We start from the raw sequence: 18607 nt of genomic DNA on the forward strand, positions 1-18607 counted from the left end.
ACCACCATCCGACCAGAACGGGGCCCGCTCGCGCAGTAGAGCAGGCTGCACCTTCGGAGTTCCGGGGATCAGCCGCCCTCGCTCGCGGCCTCCAGCGCCTTGGCGTCCTCTTCGCCGAAGGTTTCCTCCAGCTGTTCCGCGGTGTAGTCGAGGTCGATCTGCTCGACGGCGGCACCCCGCGCGGATTCGATCGCGCCGAGCCTGCGCTGCGCGCGGTCACCGGCGTACTGGATGAACTCCTCTGGCTCGATGCCGAACGGCGTCTCGTCGAACTGGTCGTTCACCCAGCTGATCATGTCCAGCGCGTGCGGGAGCAGTTCGCCCATGCGCTCCTGCACGACCGCCCACATCGTGTCGTCGGCCGCGACGTGGCGGCGGCAGGTGAACGTGCCCCACGCCATGTGCCTGCGCTCGTCGTCGCCGATCCGCCGCACCAGTTCCCGCATCCCCGGCAGGATGCCGCGCGTGGCGCAGATCTTCTGCCACGCGTAGTAGCCCGTCAGCGCGAGGCTTCCTTCGATCACGTGGTTGTAGGTGACGCTCGCGCGCACCTGATTGCGCGGGCTCGGGTCGTTTTCCAGCACGCTCAACGATTCCGGCAGCTCCTCGTAGAAAAGCTTGCGGTAGTGCGGGTTTTCCGCGACGTACGGGTGCAGGTCCTCGGTCAGCCCGACGGCGTCCATCCAGCGCCGGAACACCTCGGTGTGCTTGGCCTCCTCGAAGCAGAACTGCGTCAGGTACATCTCGTCGCCGAAGCGCCCGGTCGCCGCCATCGCCTTCATGAACGGCTGGATGTCCTCGGTGACGGCCTCTTCGCCCGCGATGAACTGCGCGCACAGGTAGGTCGCGGACCGGCGCTGCTCGTCGGTGAGCCCGCGCCAGTCGGCGCCGTCGGCGGAGAAGTCGATGTCGACCGGGTTCCAGAACTTGGCGTTCCCCTTGACGAACAGGCGGAGCGGGAACGAGTCCCAGTTCAGCCCTCCGGCGCGGAGCGAGGCGAAACCGGTGCGGGCGGGTGCGACGGTGCCGGTCATGGCGGGCCTTTCTGTCGGTGCCCTCAGGCGAGGGGCGAACCGGAAAAGTGTTCGAGCGCGGGCAGGACGGTGGCGCACACCGAATCCGCCGCTTCGGCTGGTTCGTGGGTCGGCAGCACGAGATGGCTCAGCGCGAGCCGGACGATCGTCTCGGCGACCAGCGCGGCGTCCACCGGCCGGAGTTCGGGCACCCGCTCGCGGAGGTTCGCCGCGCACACCTCCGTGGACGCGTCGAGGATCGGTTTGCCCCGCGTGGTCAGCAGCGGCAGCAGATCCTCCGCGGTCTCCGTGCCGGTGCCGAGCGCCGCGGCGACCAGGGGGTTCTCCCTGGCGTTCGCGACCGTGTAGGCGATCGTCGCGTGGATCCCGGAGCGGACGTCGCCCGCGGCCTCGAACCGCTCGCGGATGCCGTCGAGGAAGCCCGCGTTGATCCGCAGCGCGACCGCCTGCACCAGCGCGGCCTTGCTGCCGAACTCGTTGTAGACGGTCTGCCTGCTGACCCCGGTGCGCGCGGCGACGTCGGCCATGCGCAGGCCCGCGTAGCCCTTGCCCGGTAACAGGTCTGCGGCCGCGTCGAGCAGGCTTTCGCGCAACGAGACCTTCGTCCTGACGGCGAAGCGAGTGATCTCGGACACGTCCCCAGATTGACACAGATCGCCTCGGTGTCAAGGTTCTTGACTTTTGGTGGCGCTGTGTACAGTCCCGCGATGCGAGCGGGCCCCGGAACTGTCGGGGCGCCCGGCTACCGTGGGGCCGTGGGCATCACCGTGGGGTTCGACCTGGACATGACGTTGATCGATCCGCGGCCCGGCATGGTCGCGGCGATGGACGCGCTCGCCGAGGAGTCCGGGCTCGCGCTCGACGGCGAGCACTTCGCGGCCAACCTCGGCCCGCCGCTCGACGCCGTGCTGCGCGGTTTCGAGGCGCCGGAGGAGCGGATCCCCGAACTCGTCGCGCGGTTCCGCGCGCTGTATCCGGGAATCGTGGTGCCCAGCACGGTCGCGCTGCCCGGCGCCGCGGCCGCGCTCGACGCCGTCCGCGCCGCAGGCGGGAGCACGATCGTGGTCACCGGCAAGTACGGGCCGAACGCCGCGCTGCACCTCGAAGCGCTCGGTTTCGAGGTCGACACGCTGGTAGGCGAACTGTGGTCGACCGAGAAGGCGGCGGCCCTGATCGAGCACGGCGCCTCGGTCTACGTTGGCGACCATCTGGGTGATGTTCGCGGCGCGCTGGCCGCGGACGCGGTGCCCGTCGGCGTCACCACGGGGCCGTGCGAGCGCGCGGAACTGGTGGACGCGGGCGCGCGCGTGGTGTTCGACTCGCTGGAGGAGTTCCCCGGCTGGTTCGCCGAGAACTTCCATCCGGCGCCCGCCGGCTAGCCCTTCCCCCGTGCTTCCCTGACCAGCGCGATCAGGCCGAGCAGGAGCCCGAGCGGGGTCACCACACCCGCCGCGACGCTGAGCCAGACCGGCAGGTTTTCCAGCCCGGAGGCGAACATGATGAACACCACGAACACGGCGACCATGCCGAGCGCGAACAGGCCGATGCCCGCGCGCATCAGCAGGGACTTGCGCGGTTTCGCGTCGCCGGGGGCAGCGGTTTCCATGCCCATGAGGGTAGCTGGCGGTATCTGCTTCTCCCCGGCACCGGTACCGGGATAGGCTTGGGGGAACGCGCGTCCTGGGCACGCCCTGGGGCGCGTTCGTCGTGCATGACGGGTATCCCCGGCGGGCACGGGACTTTTCGGCAGAGCGAAGGAACGGTGAGGGCAGTGCCGACCGGCAAGGTCAAGTGGTACGACGCGGAAAAGGGTTTCGGGTTCGTCACCCAGGATGGCGGCGAGGACGTCTACATCCGGAAAACCGCGCTACCGCAAGGCGTGCAGGCGCTGAAGGCAGGCCAGCGGCTGGAGTTCGGCGTCGCCGACGGACGCCGCGGCCCGCAGGCCCTTTCGGTCCGCCTGCTCGACGCGCCGCCGTCGGTCGCCGAGGCGCGCCGCCGCCCGGCGGAGGAACTGCACGGCCTGATCGAGGACATGATCAAGCTCCTCGAGCTCAAGGTCCAGCCCGACCTCCGCCGCAACCGGTACCCGGATCGCAAGCACACCAAGCAGATCGCCGAGATCATGCGCGCGGTCGCGCGCGACCTCGATCCCTAAACCGCGCTCAGCCGGGCTGCACCTGCAGCGACCAGACCGCCCTCGCGACGAGCTGCGGGTTGCCCTCGGCGTCCGCGTTCGGCTTGCCGGTGGCGTCCACCGAAGTGGCGACGCCGACCTGCTGGATCTCCACGACCAGGAGTTGGTCGTCCGGTGCCGGCGTGGTGGCCGTGTAGGCGTACTGCTTGCCGCTGGTGAAGACCTCCTGCTTGACCGGCTGCAGCTCGCCCTTGGCGTTGGCGTACTGCACGTTCACCAGCCACGGCGTCTCGGTGACGTCCGAGGGCACCGAGATCTGCACGGGTTTGCCGGGGCGCACCTTCAGCTTCGGGGCGCCGTCCTTGCTCTGCTCGCACTTCTGCACCGTGACGTCGCAGTGGATGAGCGGCTCCGCGTTGATGGCGTGCCCATCGGCGAAGAACGTCACTTCGGGCGGACCCGGTGTGCCGCAACCGGTCAGCGCGAGAGCGCCGAGGGGGAGCAGGGCGAGCAGGCGGTGTCGCATGCCGGCAACATTACGAGCCCTGCCGGAAGCGCGTCCCGGCCGGTCCCCCGCTCGGGACGGGACCGCTCGCCACCGCGTCCGGGCGCAGCGGGCGATCCCCGCCGAGACCGGGGACCAGCGAGGTGCCCCGGTGCACCAGGAAGGTCTGGACCAGTCCGAGCGCGAGCAGGATCGACACCGACATGAAGCCGATCCAGAACGTCGTCGGCAGCAGCAGGCCCATCGCGCCGCCCAGGCACCAGGCCAGCTGGAGCACGGTCTCCGAACGGCCGAACGCCGACGCGCGCGACTCCTCGGGCAGGTCGTCCTGGATCACCGCGTCCAGGCTGATCTTGGCCAGCGCGCTCGCCGCGGCCCCGACGAGTCCGACGATGGCCGCGGTACCGAGGCCGGGCAGGATCGCGGCCAGCACGCACGCGCCGAACGCCGCGCTCACGCACGCGAGGACGACCTGGTCCGGTTTGCCGAAGTGCAGGCGCGAACCGAGCGCGTTGCCCGCGAACCCGCCGGCACCGGCCGCGGCGCCGACGATGCCGAGCAGCAGGAGCTGCACCAGCGGGCTGCGATCGGTGCCCTGCGCCTCGGCCTTCACCACGAACGCGGGGAACATCATCAGGAAGCCGGTGACCACGCGGACCGCGCCGTTGCCCCACAGCGCGACGACCACGTGCCTGCCCATCGGCTGGCGCTTCTTCTTCTCGGGGTGCGCGGACAGCGAGGCAGGCACTTCGCCCTCGGTGACCTCGACCCACGAGGGGATCCGCATCGACTGCACGGCCGCGGCGACGCAGATCACACCGGTGAACCACAGCGCGCCCGACGGGCCGAAGATGCCGTTGAACCCGGCCGCGAGCGCGCCGAACACACCCCCGCCGACCAGCCCGAACACGGTGAGCCGCGCGTTCGTCTTGGACAGCGTGATCTCGGGCGGCACCACTCTCGGCGTGACCGCCGCCTTGAGCACCGTGAACGATTTCGACAGCACCATCATGCCCAGCGCCGCCGGGTACAGGCCCCAGTCGTCGAAGTGCAGGGCCATGATCACGGCCATCACCGCCTGGCCAGCCGAGGACACGCACATCGCGAGCCTCCTGCCGCGCTGGATCTTGTCCAGCGCGGGCCCGATCACGGGCGCGACCAGCGCGAACGGCGCGATCGTGACCAGCAGGTAGAGCGCGACCTTGCCCTTGCTGCTGTCGGCGCTGGTCGGCGAGATGAACAGCGTGTTCGCCAGCGCGATCATCATCGCCGCGTCGCTCGCGTAGTTGAGCAGCACCGCGTAGGTGAGCGCGGTGAGCCCCGACTTGTCGGCGCCGTCGGCCTTGGTCGCGCGCTGGAACGCGCCGACCGCCTGGCCGGTCAGCTGCCTGCCGCGCAACGCGGCGACCCTGGTGACGGTGATCTTCTTCGGCAGCCGCGGGATGCTGCCGGGCCCGGCAGCCGCGGTGGTCCGGTTGACGGCCTCCTGCTCGGGCTCGACCCGCGGTTCGCCCGCGTAGCCGTTGGTGTCGTAGTGCTCGTAGTCGCCCGTGTCGGGGTAGTACCCGCCGGGCGGCGGCTGCGCCGGCGGCACGTCTTGCCTGGTCCGATCGCGGTGGACCGGTTCGGTGCGGCGTGCCGAGGGATCGGACGGCGGGTAGGGGCGCGCGCCGCGCGGTGGCGGCTGGGGCGTCTGCCACGGCCCGCCGAGCGGGATGGCGCCCGTGGGTGCTTCGTCAGCGGTCGGCACCGGCTGGTGGTACGGCCGCGGCGGTACCGGGTCGGGCCGCGGCGGTGTCCGACGCGGCGGTGCGGGTGGCGGCGGCGCGTCGTCGTAGAAGCGGCTCGGCGGCTGCTCGGCGGGCATCCGCCACGACGGGCCGCTCGCGCCCGGTTCCGGCGTCCACTTGCGCTTGCTCTTGCGCTTGGCACGACCTTTGCCCGACCGCCCCGCATCAGGGCCGCCGGGTCCGGCTGGGGTGCCGAAACGCGCCATAGGTCAATCCTGCCGTATCCGGGGTCGTTCGCGCCGGTTGATTCGCGCGAGAGCGGTCAAGCTGGGACGAGCTTCACCCTGAACGTCTTCGGCCACAGCTTCCCGGCGAGCAGGAATTCGTCGGTGCCCGGGATGGCCGCGATGCCGTTGAGGACGTCCGCGGTGGCCCGTTCGGCCGAGGTGAGCAGGCCCGAAGCGTCGATCTCCGCGGTCACCGCGCCGGTCGCAGGGTCGATGCGCACGATGCGGTCGGTCTCGAAGACGTTCGCATACACCGCGTCGCCGACGCATTCCAGCTCGTTCAGGCTGCCGTAGGCGCGGTTGCCCGCGTGCACGCTCACCGAGTGCGTCTCGGCGAACGTGCGCGGGTCGCGAAAGGTCAGTTTCGAGGACCCGTCGCTCATCACGAGTTCGTCGCCGCGGTGGCACAGACCCCAGCCTTCACCCTGGTAGCTCACGCGCCGCCGTTCGGCGAGCGTGTCGGCGTCCCGTTCGATCGCGATGCCGTCCTTCCAGGTCAGCTGCCACATCGTGGGGCCGAGCACGGTGATGCCCTCGCCGAACAGGGGTGCGGGGAGATCCGCTCGAACGCGGGCGGGCTGACCGGGTGCGCCCGCCGTGACGAACGACTTCCCGGCGAGGCCGGTGGCCTCGTACAGCGTTTCGCCCGCGAACTCGAGGCCCTCGGTGAAGGCGGTTGCGTCGTGCGGGAGCGTGCCGAGCACCTCGACGCGCAGCCTTTCCGGCGACTGCGCGGGCGGGGGTTTCGCCGCCGCGCAGCCGGTGAGCGTCAGAACGACCGCGAGCGCCGTGACGAGGAACGAACGCATCCGTCCACCTTGGCACGGGCAGGTCGGCCGTGCCGGGATCGCGCTGACGTGCGCGCGAGGCGGCCGACCCTCGCGCGTGGCCGCGCGTGCGGCACAATCGTGGCATGACTTTGCTGCTCACCCTCGACGACGGCTCGGTCCAGCGCGCGCTCGCGAACGCGGTCGAACCGGCGCGGGCCGCGGCCGTGGCGGAAGCGGGCGCCCCGTCGGTGGGCGAGCACGTCGGCGTCGACCGCGAGGACGCGGTTTCCGCGACCCACCGGTTCGAGGCGAAGGTGCCCGGGTACCGCGGCTGGCACTGGTCGGTCACGGTCGCGACCGTGGGCGAGGACGAGCCGGTGACCATCAGCGAGGTCGTGCTGCGCCCCGGCCCGGACGCGCTGGTCGCCCCGGCTTGGGTGCCGTGGGATCGCCGCGTGCGCGCCGGTGACCTCGGGGTCGGCGACATCTTCCCGACCGACTCGGACGATCCGCGCCTGGCGCCCGCGTACCTCGCGTCGGACGATCCCGCGATCGAGGAGACCGCGGTCGACGCCGGGCTCGGCCGGGTGCACGTGCTGTCCCGGCACGGCAGGCTCGACGCCGCCGAGCGCTGGCGCGACGGTGAGTTCGGGCCGAGGTCGGACATGGCTCGCAGCGCGCCGGGTGTCTGCGGGACCTGTGGCTTCTTCATGCCGCTCGCCGGGTCGCTGCGCGCCGCGTTCGGCGTGTGCGGCAACGAGATCTCGCCCGGCGACGGCCACGTCGTCAACGTCGAGTACGGCTGCGGGGCTCACTCGGAAACGGAGATCGAAGCCAGCTCCTCGATCCCGGTGGCGGAACTGGTCTACGACGATTCGCTGCTCGACATGGAGCCGTTGCCCGACGAGCCCGCGGCTGAAGTACCGGCCGCCGAAGCATCCGCTGCCGAAGCGACGGCCGCCGAAGCATCGGCTGCCGAAGTGCCGGTCGCGGTGGGAGCCGGTACGAACCAGGAATCGGAGGCCGCCTCCGCTCAGCCGGGTGAGACTGCCTCCGCCGAGCCCACTGTCGGCGAGCCGGAGCCCGCCTCCGCTTCCACTGCGGGCACCCATGAGCCGGAGGCCTCCTCCAGTCCGACTGCCGAAGAGCGCAAGGTGGAGGCGCCCTCCGGTCCTTCCGTCGAGGAGTACAAGGTGGAGGCTCCCTCCGCTGACGTGGAGGTCGACCACCTCGCTGATGTGGCTGGCGATCGCGAGGCGGAGGCTGCCTCCGCTCCTGTTGAGGAGACCTCCAGCCTGGGAACTTCCCCTGGTGCTGCCGTTGAGGAGACATCCGAGCTGGGGACTTCCTCTGCTCCGGCGGAAGGTGCCGCCGAGCCGGAGGTGTCCTCCGTTCCGGCCGCGCAGGGTGTCGGGGCGGAGGACACCTCCGTTTCGGCTGTGCAGGGTGTCGATAAGGAGGGTGCCTCCGTTCAGGTCGGGCAGGCCGTCGAGTCGGAGGGGGCCTCCGCTCCGGCTGAACGGGGTACCGAGGCGGAGGAGGCCTCTGTTTCAGTCGGGCAGGGTGTCGAGTCGGAGGTGCCCTCCGTTTTGAACACGCAGGCCGCCGAGTCGGAGGGGGCCTCCGGTCCGGTTGGGCAGGGGGCGGAGTCGGAGGAGGCCTCCGCTTCTGCTGGTGATGCGCGTGAGGTGGAGGTGGCCGAGGCTCCGGCTGAAGCTTTTGTTGCTCCGAATGTCGCCGAGTCGCCGTCTGCCGAGGAAGCTGCCCCCGGACAGCAGTCCGCCGTAGTCGAGTCGGCTGAAGCGGAGGCGGCCTCCGGGCAAGGTGCTGAACCGGAGGGGGCCTCCGCGGCTGACCAGCCCGCTGCCACCGAGCAGACCGCTGCGGCGCCCGAGCCTGGTGACGACTGACCCGTTCGGCACCGAGCGCCTCCGCGTGTCGGTGCTGGCCGCGTGGCGTGATTCGCCGACCCGGTTCACCGAGGACACCAACGCCGAGCGCGATCTGCGCGTCGGCGGGTATCGCGACCGGCTCTTCGTCGAGCTGGCGCAGAATGCGGCCGACGCGGCGGCGCTCGCGGGCGAACCAGGAACTTTGCGGGTTTCCCTCGTCGGCGACGAGCTGCGCGCGGCGAACACCGGCGCCCCGCTCGACGCTCCCGGTGTGGCGTCGTTGGCGTCACTGCGCGCGTCCGCGAAGGACGAGCGCGCGGTCGGCCGGTTCGGGGTCGGCTTCGCCGCCGTCCTGGCGGTCACGACGGCCCCGCGGATCGTCTCCCGCGCCGGCGGCGTGGCGTTTTCCGCGGCCCGTACGCGCGAGGAGGCCGCCCGCGCCGGTGAGGTGCCGGTGCTCCGCCTGCCGTGGCCCGTCGGCGACGACGAGCCGCCGGTTCCGGCGGGCTTCGACACCGAGGTCCGGTTGCCGCTGGACACCGACGCCGAAGCGCTGCTCGACGCGCTCGCCGCCGAGGCGGAGGACCTGCTGCTCGCCCTGCCGTGGCTCGCGCGGATCGAGGTCGGGGAGTCCGCGTGGACCCGCTCCACCGCTGGCGACGTGGTCGAGCTGCGCGGCCCGGACGGCGCGGTCAAGCGCTGGCTGACGCACGCCGGGTGGGCGCTGCGCGTCGACGAGCGGGGCCGCCCGGAACCGCTCGACACGGATGTTCTCCACGCCCCGACGCCGACCGACGAGCGGCTTTCCCTGCCCGCTCGTCTGATGCTGTCGATCCCGCTCGAACCGTCGCGGCGACGCGTCCTCCCAGGGACCGGTGCCCGCGCCGCGCTCGGTGCCGCGGCGGGCGATTACCTCGGCCTCGCCAGGAAGGTCGACGCCGGACATCGCGCGAAATTGGTGCCACGCGCCGGGTTCCCGTTGTCCGAAGTGGACGGTGAACTGCGCGAACTGGTCACGCGGCGGCTCGCCGACGAACCGTGGCTGCCGTCTTCGCGCGGTGAGCTGCCCGGATCCGCCGCGCGGGTGCTGACGGTCGATTCCTCCGAACTGGTGCGGCTGGTCGCCGAATTCGTCCCCGGCCTGCTCGACGCCCCGTTGTGCGGCCACCTCACGGCCACCGCCCTCGCGCCAACAGGGGTGACGCCGATCGGCGCGGTCGAGGTCGTCGAAGCACTGACCGGTGTCGACAAATCGCCTTCCTGGTGGCGTGAACTCTACGACGTGCTGCGGCCGCTCCTGGAATCGCACGCGATCGCCGCGGACGACCTCGGGGCGATCGGAGTCCCGCTCGCGGACGGCCGCACGCTCCCCGGTCCGCGCGGCGCGCTCCTGTTCGGCGAACTTCTATCCGAAATGGACAGTGCTGGCCTGAGGGTCGTGCACCCCGATGCCGCGCACCCCTTGCTGGAACGCCTCGGTGCCAAGCGCGCCGAGGCCTCCGATCTCCTCGAAGCGCCAGAGCTGCGGGACGCGGTCGAGCGCAGCGTCGAAGACGCACTGTCCGGATTGGACATCCGGCCGCTGGCGTCGGTGGTGATCCGCTTGCTGGGCATGGCTCCCGGCGCGGCGGGCGACTGGTTGAGCGCGCTCGCGCTGCCCTGTTCGGACGGCTGGCGCCGCGCGGGCGAGCTGGTACTGCCGTCTTCGCCGCTGCTGGAAGTCTTCGACGAAGAAGTGTTCGAAGAGGACGGTCCGCTCGCCGTCCTCGACGCCGACTTCGCCGAGGATTGCCCGGCCGACGTGCTGACCGCGCTCGGTGTGCTGGACACCTTCGCCGTCGTCGCCGACGAGGATCCGGCCGCGCCGGAACACGACCTGTCCGACGAAGAGGCCTGGTGGGATTCGCTCGCGAACCCGCCGACGCGCCTGTACGCCCTGCGCGATCTGGACCTGGTCGCCGATGATGCCTGGCCCGCGGCGCTGCGCCTGATCGACGGCCGCCCCGAAACCCACCGCGCGTTGCACGAGCCCGGTGGCCACACCGGGTGGTGGCTCGCGCGCTACGCGCTTCTGGACGGCCGCGCGCCCGTCGAATGGCGGCTGCCCTGGGCCGACGAACTGGGCGGCCTGTACGACGCGGTGCCCGATCTCGGCCTGCCACCCGCGCTGCTCGCCGCGGTCGGCGTGAAGGCGAGCCTCGACGTCGCGGATCTCGACGAGGCAGCCGATCTGCTGGAGCGGCTGGGCGACCCGGCACGCGCGGTGCCGTCGGGCCTGGTGCTCAGCGCGCACGCCGCGCTCGTCGACGCCGATCTCGACCTCACCGAACTGGACGCGCCGGACACCGTGCGCGTGCTGGACGGTTCCGTCGCCGACGCGGAGGCGGTCGCCGTGCTGGACGCGCCGTGGCTGCTGGCCGTGCGCTCCACCGCGACGCTCACCGCGGCTTCGGAGCCGCACGTGCGGGCGGCCAGGCTCGCCGAAATCCTCGACCTGCCGCTCGCGAGCGAGAGCCAGCCGGAGGTTTCCGGCGACGGCGAGTACGCGCCGTGGGCCGAATTGCCCGCAGTGCGGATCGCGGCGGGCCTGCTGGGCATCGCGCTGCCGGACGGCGGCGTGCTCGTCCACGACGAACTGCTCGCGGGCGGGCGCGGGGTCCGCTGGTGGCACGATCTCCAGCAAGGCCGCCTGCACGCGGAGGACAGCTCGGAAGGCTTGGCGCGCGCGTTCGCCTGGGCGGCGGACCGCTGGGACGACCGGTTCGCGCTCGCGGCACTGATCGAGGACGCGGAACCGGCGAGCTGGCTCGGCTAGCGCACGCGCTGGGCGGTTTTCGAGCCGCGTTTGGCGGCGGCGCGCTGCCAGGTCATGATGCCCATGCCGATCAGGCTGATCACGATGCCGGCCAAGGAAGTCCACAGCCACGTGGTGTCGGCGAGCGCGGAGTTCAGCCGCAGCACGAGCAGCACCACGAAGGCGACGAGCCACACCGCGGTGCCGGCCACGACCACCGGGAACAGCGCGATCAGGCGCTCGGGCAGCTCGGGCGTCGGACGCAACGAGCCTTTAACATCCCCGGCGTTGATCGGTTCGGCCACGTCGGGAAGGGTACCCGGCGAGAACGCCGCAGCAGAGGGCAGGGAGCCATGTCAGCGCACGAAACGACCCGGCTCGACCGGTTCTTCAAGATCAGCGAGCGCGGCTCGACACCGGCCCGCGAGGTCAGGGGCGGGCTGGTCACGTTCGTCACGATGGCCTACATCGTGGTGCTGAACCCGCTGATCATCGGCAGCTCGTCGGCCGACGACGCGGGCGCGCACAAGGACATCTTCGGCGCCATCCTGCCTTCGGGCCAGGTCGCCGCGGTGACCGCGCTGGTGGCAGGCGTGCTGACCATCCTTTTCGGACTGATCGCGAACTACCCGTTCGCGCTGGCCACCGGTCTCGGCATCAACTCGCTGCTGGCGGTGAGCGTCGCGCCGCAGATGAGCTGGCCCGCCGCGATGGGGCTGGTCGTGGTGAACGGCGTCGTGGTGCTGGTGCTCGTGCTGACCGGCGTCCGCACGATGGTGTTCAACGCGGTGCCGAACGAGCTGAAGGCCGCGATCGCGGTCGGGATCGGGTTGTTCATCTGCCTGATCGGGCTGGTGGACGCGGGGTTCGTGCGCAGGCTGCCGGACGCCGCGAAGACCACCGTGCCGGTGGGGCTCGGGATCGACGGGTCGATCGCGTCGTGGCCGACCGCGGTGTTCGTGTTCGGGCTCATCGTCACCGGCGTGCTGGTGGCGAAGCGGGTGAAGGGCGCGATCCTGATCGGCGTGCTCGCGGGCACGGTGCTGTCCATCGTGATCGAGGCGATCGCGAAGGCGGGGCCGTCCAAGGGCGTCAACCCGAAGGGCTGGAACCTCGGCTACCCGGCGCTGCCCGACCACGTCGCGGGCGTGCCCGATCTGTCGCTGCTGGGGCGCTTCAACTTCGACGCCTGGACCCAGGTGCCCGCGATCACCGCCGCGCTGCTGGTGTTCACGCTCGTCCTGACCGATTTCTTCGACACCATCGGCACCATGACCGGGCTCGGCAAGGAAGGCGATTTGATCGGGAAGGACGGTCAGTTGCCCGGTGTCGGCAAGGCGCTGTTCGTCGACGGGCTCGGCGCCGTCGCGGGCGGCGCGGCGTCGTCGAGTTCCAACACCGTGTTCGTCGAATCCGCGTCGGGGATCGCGGAGGGCGCGCGCACCGGGCTCGCGAACGTGGTGACCGGGTTGCTGTTCATCGCGGCCATGTTCTTCACCCCGCTGTACGAGGTCGTCCCGGTGGAGGCGGCGGCACCGGCGCTCGTCGTGGTCGGCGCGCTGATGATCCGCCAGATCGTCGAGATCGACTTCCGCGACTTCACGATCGGGCTCCCCGCGTTCCTGACGATCGTGGTCACCCCGTTCACCTACTCGATCGCCAACGGGATCGGCGCCGGGTTCGTGAGCTTCGTGGTGATCCGCACGTGCACCGGGAAGGCGCGGCAGGTGCATCCGCTGATGTGGGTGGTTTCGGCCGCTTTCGTCGTCTACTTCGTGATGGGCCCGATCCAGGCGGCGTTCCGATGATCGGCCCCGTGGTGAAATTCACCCCGCCGCGGGCCGATCGTGAGGTATGCTAACTAAGTGTCCGGCGCGCGCGAAGCATCACTGGCGAGTCGGCTCCGGATCGCGGTCGTGCGGCTCAACCGCAGGCTCCGAGCCCAGCGCACCACGGAAACCGTGTCACTGACCCAGGTTTCCGCACTGTCCACTTTGTACAAATGTGGTGCGCTCACGCCCGGCAGGCTGGCCGCGAAGGAGGGCGTCCAGCCCCCGTCGATGACCAGGGTCATCGCGGCGCTGGAAGAAATCGGGTACGTGGCGCGAAACCCGCACCCGACCGACGGCAGGCAGGCGATCGTGGAGATCACCGAAGCGGGCCTCGAATTCGTCCGCGAGGAGATTTCCGCGCGGGAAGCGTGGCTGGACCACCGGCTCGCCGAGCTGAGCGAGGAAGAGCGCGAAGTGCTGGCGAAGGCGGCGGATCTCATCGACAGGATGGCGGGGAACTAGCGGGCCGAAAGCGGCCCGATCCAGGGGGTGGCGACAAAACAGTGCCGACCAACGCGGGTAGCCGAGAACAGTCCGTCCCGAAGACCATCGCTACCCCGGATCCGGCACCGCCGCCAGGCGAGGACGCCGCCGCGCCGCCGCCGACCCCCGAGGAGCCGGGGAGACCGGAAAGCGGCAGCCGTTTCGCGATGTTCTCGTCGCTGCGCGTGCGCAACTACCGGTTGTTCTTCAGCGGCCAGGTCATCTCGAACATCGGCACCTGGATGCAGCGCATCGCCCAGGACTGGCTGGTGTTCAGCCTCAGCGGCAACAACCCGGTCGCGCTCGGTGTCGCGGTCGCGCTGCAGTTCACCCCGATCCTGCTGCTTTCGCTGTGGGCCGGGGTGCTCGCGGACCGCGTCGACAAGCGCAGGCTGCTGATCCTCATCCAGAGCCTCACCTGCGTGCAGGCCGTCGCGCTCGGCCTGCTCGACATCACCGGCGCCGTCGAGCTGTGGCACGTCTACCTGCTGTGCTTCGCGCTCGGCACGTGCGCGGCGCTGGAAGTGCCGACGCGCCAGTCGTTCGTCGCCGAAATGGTCGGCCGAGACCAGGTCGCCAACGCGGTCGCGCTGAACTCCTCGATCTTCAACATGGCCAGGATCGTCGGGCCCGCCATCGCCGGGTTCGCGATCACCCTGGTCGGCACCGGCTGGCTGTTCCTGGCGAACGCGGCCAGCACGATCGCGGTGATCACCGGGCTCGCGCTGATGAACCCCGACAAGCTGTTCCGCGGACCGGGGATCGCCCGCGCGAAAGGTCAGCTACGCGAAGGGCTCCGGTACGTGCGCGGCCGCTCGGACCTGATGACCGTGATGGTGCTGGTGTTCTTCGTCAGCACGTTCGGCATCACGTTCTTCACCTCGCTCGCGGTGGTCGCGGGCAACGTCTTCCACACCGCCGCCGACGGCTACGGCCTGCTGTCCACGATGCTCGCGATCGGGACGTTCACCGGCGCGCTGATGGCCGCGCGCCGCGGCGTGAAGGGCAGACCGAGGGTGCGCCTGCTGCTGGTGGCCGCTGGCGGGCTCGGCGTGCTGGAGTTCGCGACCGCGTTCATGCCGACCTACCTCGCCTTCGGGCTCGCGCTGATCCCGCTGGGCTACGCCACGATCACCTTCCTCAACACCGCGAACGCGATCGTGCAGACCGCGGTGAGCCCGGAGATGCGCGGCCGCGTGATGGGCCTGTACGTGCTGGTCCTCGTCGGCGGCAACCCGATCGGCGGCCCGATGACCGGGTGGATGGCCGACGCCTTCGGCGGCCGTTCCCCGTTCATCATCGGCGGCGCGCTGTCCGCCGTGGCGGCGCTGGTGTGCGCGGTGGTGCTGGTGCGGCGCGGCGGGGTGAGCCTCGGCCGGGTGCTGGTGCGCCGGGAGCCGAGGGTGGACGTCAGCTCTGGGTGAGCGCGGGGACGACGCGCTCGACGAACGACTGGAACGCCGCCGTGGTCATCGCCTTGCCGGGGTTGGTGAAGGTGACCGTGTCGGTGGTCTTCTCCGACAGCCGGACCGCGATGGTGTCGCCTTCGACGGAGGCGGGCAGCCCGGCGAGCTTGCCGGGGAAGGTGCGCGGCGTGACGTCGAGCCGGTAGACGGCGTGCACACCGTTCACCACGCAGGTGCCTTCGAACTTGGCCTTCGCGGCCTGCGGTGACGTGTGGGCTTCCTTCGCCATCGCCGCGCAGAGCCGCCACGAGACGATCGGCCACGGCTGGCCGAGCACGCCGCTACCGGGGATCTCCTCGCGCGGCTGCGAGGAGATCGTGCCCTCGGCGGTGGCCGCCGGGAGCGCCGGGCCGGGCGCGGTGGTGGCCTTGATCAGTTCGTCGGCGAGCGCCACGGCCTGGCGGTCCATCGGCAGGTCCGCCCGGTTGATCGTGGCGCGCTGGTTGATGTTGACCGAAAGCTGCGGGCGCACGCCGCTGGTCTCGCTGTGCGGTCCGTCGGCGAGCCGCACGGCGACGGTGGCGCCGAGCCGGTCGGGGAGCCGCTGCAGCTGACCCTGCCGCTGCCCGACGGGAACCTGTTGCGCGCCTTCGGGCGGCGGTGAGGGCAGCGAGAGCTGGACGCGGATGTCGAGGCGGTCGGTGAGCACGTGGCAGCCGCCGGACCATTCGATCTCGCGCAGGCTCTTGGTGCCGAGCACGGTGTCCCACTGCTCCTGCGGCAGCGCCTCGCACAGCGCGTTGCTGGCTGTCGGCTCGGGGAGCGCGGTGACCATCTCGCCGGTCGGCTTCGGCACGGGATGCGGGAGCTGGCCGTTCTGCGACGGCCACGATTGCGGCAGCCCCGGCGGCGGCGACTGGTCGATGGTGCCGAGCCCGCGGGTCCAGAGGTAGCCGGCGGCGGTGCCGACGCAGGCGAACACGAGGAGCGCGCCGACGGTGATGGTGAGGGCGGTCGACCTCTTGATCAGCCGGGCGCTCATCAGAATCCTCCCCTTTTTCCGTGGGTACGCGCTGGTGGGCCGCGTGGTACGTGCTCGCGGGTGCCGTGCGGGCGGCGCCGGTGCCGCCGTGCCGGGCCAGCCGAGGGGAAAACCTAGTCCGTCCGAAGGGCTGGCGGGGCGTGTTCTGCAAATTACGCGCCTACGCCGGGTGAGTGAGACGTGGGTCTCCGTGAACTCCCCCTTGCCCCGGCGACTCAGGTTAGGCTAACCTCATACATGTCCGCTTCGTGGTGGGAGCGGCAGTCAGTTCGGGAACGGACGGGGTCCCGTCGCTGGAGCGATCCGGTGGCGGGACCCCGTTTCCCGTTACGGGGAGTGTGCACGAAAAAAGGGGCCCTCCGTAAGGGAGGACCCCGATCTTCTCGCCGCTTGGACGATCAGGACAGCAGCAGGCCGTTACCGCCCGAGCGGGCGTTCTCGAAGCGCTTGCTGATCTCGTCCCAGTTGAAGATGTTCCAGAGCGCCTTCACGTAGTCCGGCTTCACGTTCTTGTAGTCGAGGTAGAAGGCGTGCTCCCACACGTCGACCAGCAGGATCGGCACGGTCGGCAGGATCAGGTTGTTGTGGTGGTCCCGCAGCTGCTGGGTGATCAGCGTCTTGCCGATCGGGTCCCAGGACAGCGCGCCCCAGCCGTTCCCCTGGATCGTGGTGGACACCGCGGTGAACTGCGCCTTGAACTTGTCGAAGGAGCCGAACGCCTCGTCGATCGCCGCGGCAAGCTCGCCGGTCGGCTTGTCGCCGCCGTTGGGCGACAGGATCTTCCACCACACGACGTGGTTCGCGTGCCCGGCGAGGTTGAAGGCGAGGGTGGTTTCGAGGCCGACGATGGATCCGAAGTCCTCGGCCTCGCGCGCGGCGGCCAGCTTCTCCAGCGTGTCGTTCGCGCCCTTGACGTAGGTCGCGTGGTGCTTGCTGTGGTGCAGCTCGTTGATCTCACCCGAGATGTGCGGTGCGAGGGCGCCGTAGTCGTAGTCGAGATCGGGGAGCTCGTACAGGGCCATTAGCCCTCCTTCTTCTGTGTATCGACGCTGTTGCTGCCGGGTCCGAACTTAGTAGCACTCGCCGTCGGGCGGCGACCTGGGGCGCCGCCGTCTTCACAGGTGGAACCCCCTGCTGGCGGTACCCGGTGGTGCCCGGCCTGAAACCCAGCCTGCTCCCTCTACCTAGATCGAGGTCAACGTCGATGTGACGCGGGTCGCCGCGCGCAGTTCGCGGGCTAAACGTCGTCAGCTCGCCTCAGGCGGCGAGGTGGTCGTCCATGCGGTCGGCGAGCTCGGTGAAGACCGCGATGTTGCATTCGAACGCGGCGAGCGTCTCGTCGATGACCTTCGCGCGCTCGGCTTCGTCCCACGGCGCGGTGTCGAGGAGGCCGCGGTACCGGTCGCGGAACGCGGGCGCGCTCATCGGCAGGTCGAACCGGTAGAAGAGCGAGCCGGGACCGTCGATCCGGTAGTTCTTTTCCAGCAGCCGCCGGATGACCTGGCCGCCCGCGATGTCGCCGAGGTAGCGCGTGTAGTGGTGCGCGACGTACCCGCCCGCCCAGTCGAAGGCGACCGAGCGGATCCGGTCGGCGTAGGCGCGCGTGGCGGGCAGCGGCTCGATCGTGGCCCGCCAATCGGGTCCGACGAGGAACTCGAGGTCGGCGTCGAGCGAGGGCATCCGCCGCAGCTCGTCGAACACGAACGCGCCGCCGACCTTGTCGCCGGTCATCGCCGTCGAAGCCTGCTCGATGGCGCCGTAGATGTAGTGGTACTGGACCGCGAGCTGGGTGTACCCGGACAGCGTCAGCGCGCCGCCGAGCAGGGCGTCCATGTAGCGGGAGTGGTTCGCGCGATCGTGCACGCCGAGGGTCGAACGGCGCAGGACCGCGGAGAACGGAGCCTGGTCGAGCGGGGCTTCTGTGGTCGCAACCGGCATCGGACGCCTCCATCGTTCTGACACGCTGTCAGAAAGAGGGTAAGCGATCCCGGGCAGTTAGGCTACCCTAAATATCGTTCCGATAGGGTGGGAGTTTCCGCGCCGACCCCGCGCAGCACGAACCGGACGGCGGTGTCGATCACCGCGTCGAGCCGGTCGGCGGGGACGTCCACGACCTGCCTGCCGCCGATCGCCGACGAGATCATCCCGACCAGCGTGTCCGGATCCTCGTCGGCGAGCTGACCTGCGCGGATGCCGTCGACGATGATCACGCGCAGGCGCTCGCCGATCGGGTCCGCGTGCGCGGCGATCCGCTCGTACGCCGACGGCGCGAGCGCCGCGGCGAGCGTGCCACCCGGCGGGAGGTGGTACTCGGCGAGCGTGCGCAACTGCATCCGGACGAACGCGGCGAGCTGCGAGACCGGGTCGCCCGCGGCGGCCACCGCGTCTTCGAGCCGCTCGACGTACCGCGCCGACTCGGCCTCGACGAACGCGATGAGCAGGCTTTCGCGATCGGGGAAGTGGTTGTAGATCGCGGTGCGCCCGACCCCGGCCGCGGCCGCGACCCCGGCGAGCGTCACCGCGTCGAACCCGCGCTCGTACAGCTGCGCGCGCAACGCGTCGAACACCTTCGCGCGGACTTGCTCGCGGTGTTCGGTCAACGAGCCGCCGATGATCTTCGGCACCGCGCACCTCCCTCGACCTGGTGCGACGATCGTGCCAGCGACCATGACCGGTGTCGAGGCGGGGCGCCTCA

The 18607-nt window shown here is 70.7% G+C and carries 18 protein-coding genes; 7 read left to right on the forward strand and 11 right to left on the reverse strand.

The window, feature by feature from the left end; genetic code table 11:
- Window positions 1-68 precede the first annotated feature (68 nt).
- Together HUW46_RS25790 and HUW46_RS25795 are read right to left on the reverse strand one after the other, a co-directional pair.
- Window positions 69-1034, reverse strand: a complete 966-nt coding sequence (locus tag HUW46_RS25790) for a R2-like ligand-binding oxidase (protein ID WP_215541394.1) — start codon at window positions 1032-1034, stop codon at window positions 69-71.
- A 23-nt stretch (window positions 1035-1057) separates the two neighbouring features.
- Complete coding sequence (locus HUW46_RS25795) at window positions 1058-1660, reverse strand: TetR family transcriptional regulator (RefSeq protein ID WP_215550110.1); 603 nt, start codon at window positions 1658-1660, stop codon at window positions 1058-1060.
- Between the two features lie 129 nt (window positions 1661-1789).
- On the opposite strand from HUW46_RS25795, the gene HUW46_RS25800 reads away from it, so the two are divergent.
- Window positions 1790-2413, forward strand: coding sequence for an HAD family hydrolase (locus tag HUW46_RS25800; protein ID WP_215541395.1), 624 nt, complete (start codon window positions 1790-1792; stop codon window positions 2411-2413).
- Here HUW46_RS25800 and HUW46_RS25805 read toward each other — a convergent pair.
- Entirely contained in the window at window positions 2410-2640 is a 231-nt protein-coding gene (locus tag HUW46_RS25805; RefSeq protein ID WP_254124910.1) for a hypothetical protein, read from the reverse strand. The two genes, HUW46_RS25800 and HUW46_RS25805, sit on opposite strands and share 4 nt — an antisense overlap.
- Before the next feature lie 165 nt (window positions 2641-2805).
- Between HUW46_RS25805 and HUW46_RS25810 the strand changes: the two genes are divergently transcribed.
- A complete protein-coding gene (locus HUW46_RS25810) occupies window positions 2806-3192 on the forward strand; it encodes a cold-shock protein (protein WP_215550111.1) in 387 nt (128 codons plus the stop codon).
- 7 nt (window positions 3193-3199) lie between these two features.
- Here the strand turns inward: HUW46_RS25810 and HUW46_RS25815 are convergent, their stop codons facing one another.
- The 3 genes from HUW46_RS25815 to HUW46_RS25825 are packed head-to-tail and all read right to left on the reverse strand — an operon-like array spanning window position 3200 to window position 6502.
- On the reverse strand, window positions 3200-3697 hold the full coding sequence (locus tag HUW46_RS25815) for a DUF2771 family protein (protein WP_215541397.1): 498 nt from the start codon (window positions 3695-3697) through the stop codon (window positions 3200-3202).
- Window positions 3698-3707: 10 nt separating this feature from the next.
- The gene (locus tag HUW46_RS25820; RefSeq protein ID WP_215541398.1) at window positions 3708-5672 is read right to left on the reverse strand and encodes an MFS transporter; all 1965 of its coding nucleotides are present in this window, start codon (window positions 5670-5672) and stop codon (window positions 3708-3710) included.
- 56 nt (window positions 5673-5728) lie between these two features.
- On the reverse strand, window positions 5729-6502 hold the full coding sequence (locus HUW46_RS25825; protein WP_215541399.1) for a glutaminyl-peptide cyclotransferase: 774 nt from the start codon (window positions 6500-6502) through the stop codon (window positions 5729-5731).
- Between the two features lie 104 nt (window positions 6503-6606).
- Between HUW46_RS25825 and HUW46_RS48925 the strand changes: the two genes are divergently transcribed.
- Both HUW46_RS48925 and HUW46_RS25835 read left to right on the forward strand, forming a co-directional pair.
- A complete protein-coding gene (locus HUW46_RS48925) occupies window positions 6607-8373 on the forward strand; it encodes a DUF3027 domain-containing protein (RefSeq protein WP_442860856.1) in 1767 nt (588 codons plus the stop codon).
- Window positions 8363-11170: a sacsin N-terminal ATP-binding-like domain-containing protein gene (locus HUW46_RS25835; protein WP_215541400.1), complete on the forward strand. Its 2808-nt coding sequence runs from the start codon at window positions 8363-8365 to the stop codon at window positions 11168-11170. The genes HUW46_RS48925 and HUW46_RS25835 overlap by 11 nt, the downstream gene beginning before the upstream one ends.
- Here HUW46_RS25835 and HUW46_RS25840 read toward each other — a convergent pair.
- Complete coding sequence (locus HUW46_RS25840; protein WP_215550112.1) at window positions 11167-11415, reverse strand: DUF2530 domain-containing protein; 249 nt, start codon at window positions 11413-11415, stop codon at window positions 11167-11169. The genes HUW46_RS25835 and HUW46_RS25840 overlap by 4 nt on opposite strands.
- A gap of 87 nt (window positions 11416-11502) precedes the next feature.
- Here HUW46_RS25840 and HUW46_RS25845 point away from each other — a divergent pair, with 87 nt between their 5' ends.
- The 3 genes from HUW46_RS25845 (at window position 11503) to HUW46_RS25855 (ending at window position 14888) form a co-directional block, all read left to right on the forward strand.
- Window positions 11503-12957, forward strand: a complete 1455-nt coding sequence (locus HUW46_RS25845) for an NCS2 family permease (protein ID WP_215541401.1) — start codon at window positions 11503-11505, stop codon at window positions 12955-12957.
- Between the two features lie 57 nt (window positions 12958-13014).
- Window positions 13015-13443, forward strand: coding sequence for a MarR family winged helix-turn-helix transcriptional regulator (locus tag HUW46_RS25850; protein ID WP_215541402.1), 429 nt, complete (start codon window positions 13015-13017; stop codon window positions 13441-13443).
- 188 nt (window positions 13444-13631) lie between these two features.
- On the forward strand, window positions 13632-14888 hold the full coding sequence (locus HUW46_RS25855) for an MFS transporter (protein WP_215550113.1): 1257 nt from the start codon (window positions 13632-13634) through the stop codon (window positions 14886-14888).
- On the opposite strand, the gene HUW46_RS25860 is transcribed toward HUW46_RS25855, so the two are convergent.
- From HUW46_RS25860 to HUW46_RS25875, 4 genes are all read right to left on the reverse strand, one after another.
- Window positions 14875-15912: a hypothetical protein gene (locus HUW46_RS25860; protein WP_215541403.1), complete on the reverse strand. Its 1038-nt coding sequence runs from the start codon at window positions 15910-15912 to the stop codon at window positions 14875-14877. The two genes, HUW46_RS25855 and HUW46_RS25860, sit on opposite strands and share 14 nt — an antisense overlap.
- 398 nt (window positions 15913-16310) lie before the next feature.
- Window positions 16311-16934: a superoxide dismutase gene (locus HUW46_RS25865; RefSeq protein ID WP_215541404.1), complete on the reverse strand. Its 624-nt coding sequence runs from the start codon at window positions 16932-16934 to the stop codon at window positions 16311-16313.
- A 235-nt stretch (window positions 16935-17169) separates the two neighbouring features.
- Window positions 17170-17850 carry a biliverdin-producing heme oxygenase gene (locus HUW46_RS25870; RefSeq protein ID WP_215541405.1) on the reverse strand — a complete coding sequence of 227 codons (681 nt, stop codon included), beginning with the start codon at window positions 17848-17850 and terminating at the stop codon, window positions 17170-17172.
- 62 nt (window positions 17851-17912) lie between these two features.
- Window positions 17913-18536: a TetR/AcrR family transcriptional regulator gene (locus HUW46_RS25875; protein ID WP_215541406.1), complete on the reverse strand. Its 624-nt coding sequence runs from the start codon at window positions 18534-18536 to the stop codon at window positions 17913-17915.
- Between the last annotated feature and the right edge of the window lie 71 nt (window positions 18537-18607).

Source organism: Amycolatopsis sp. CA-230715 (genome assembly GCF_018736145.1).
GTDB lineage: Bacteria > Actinomycetota > Actinomycetes > Mycobacteriales > Pseudonocardiaceae > Amycolatopsis.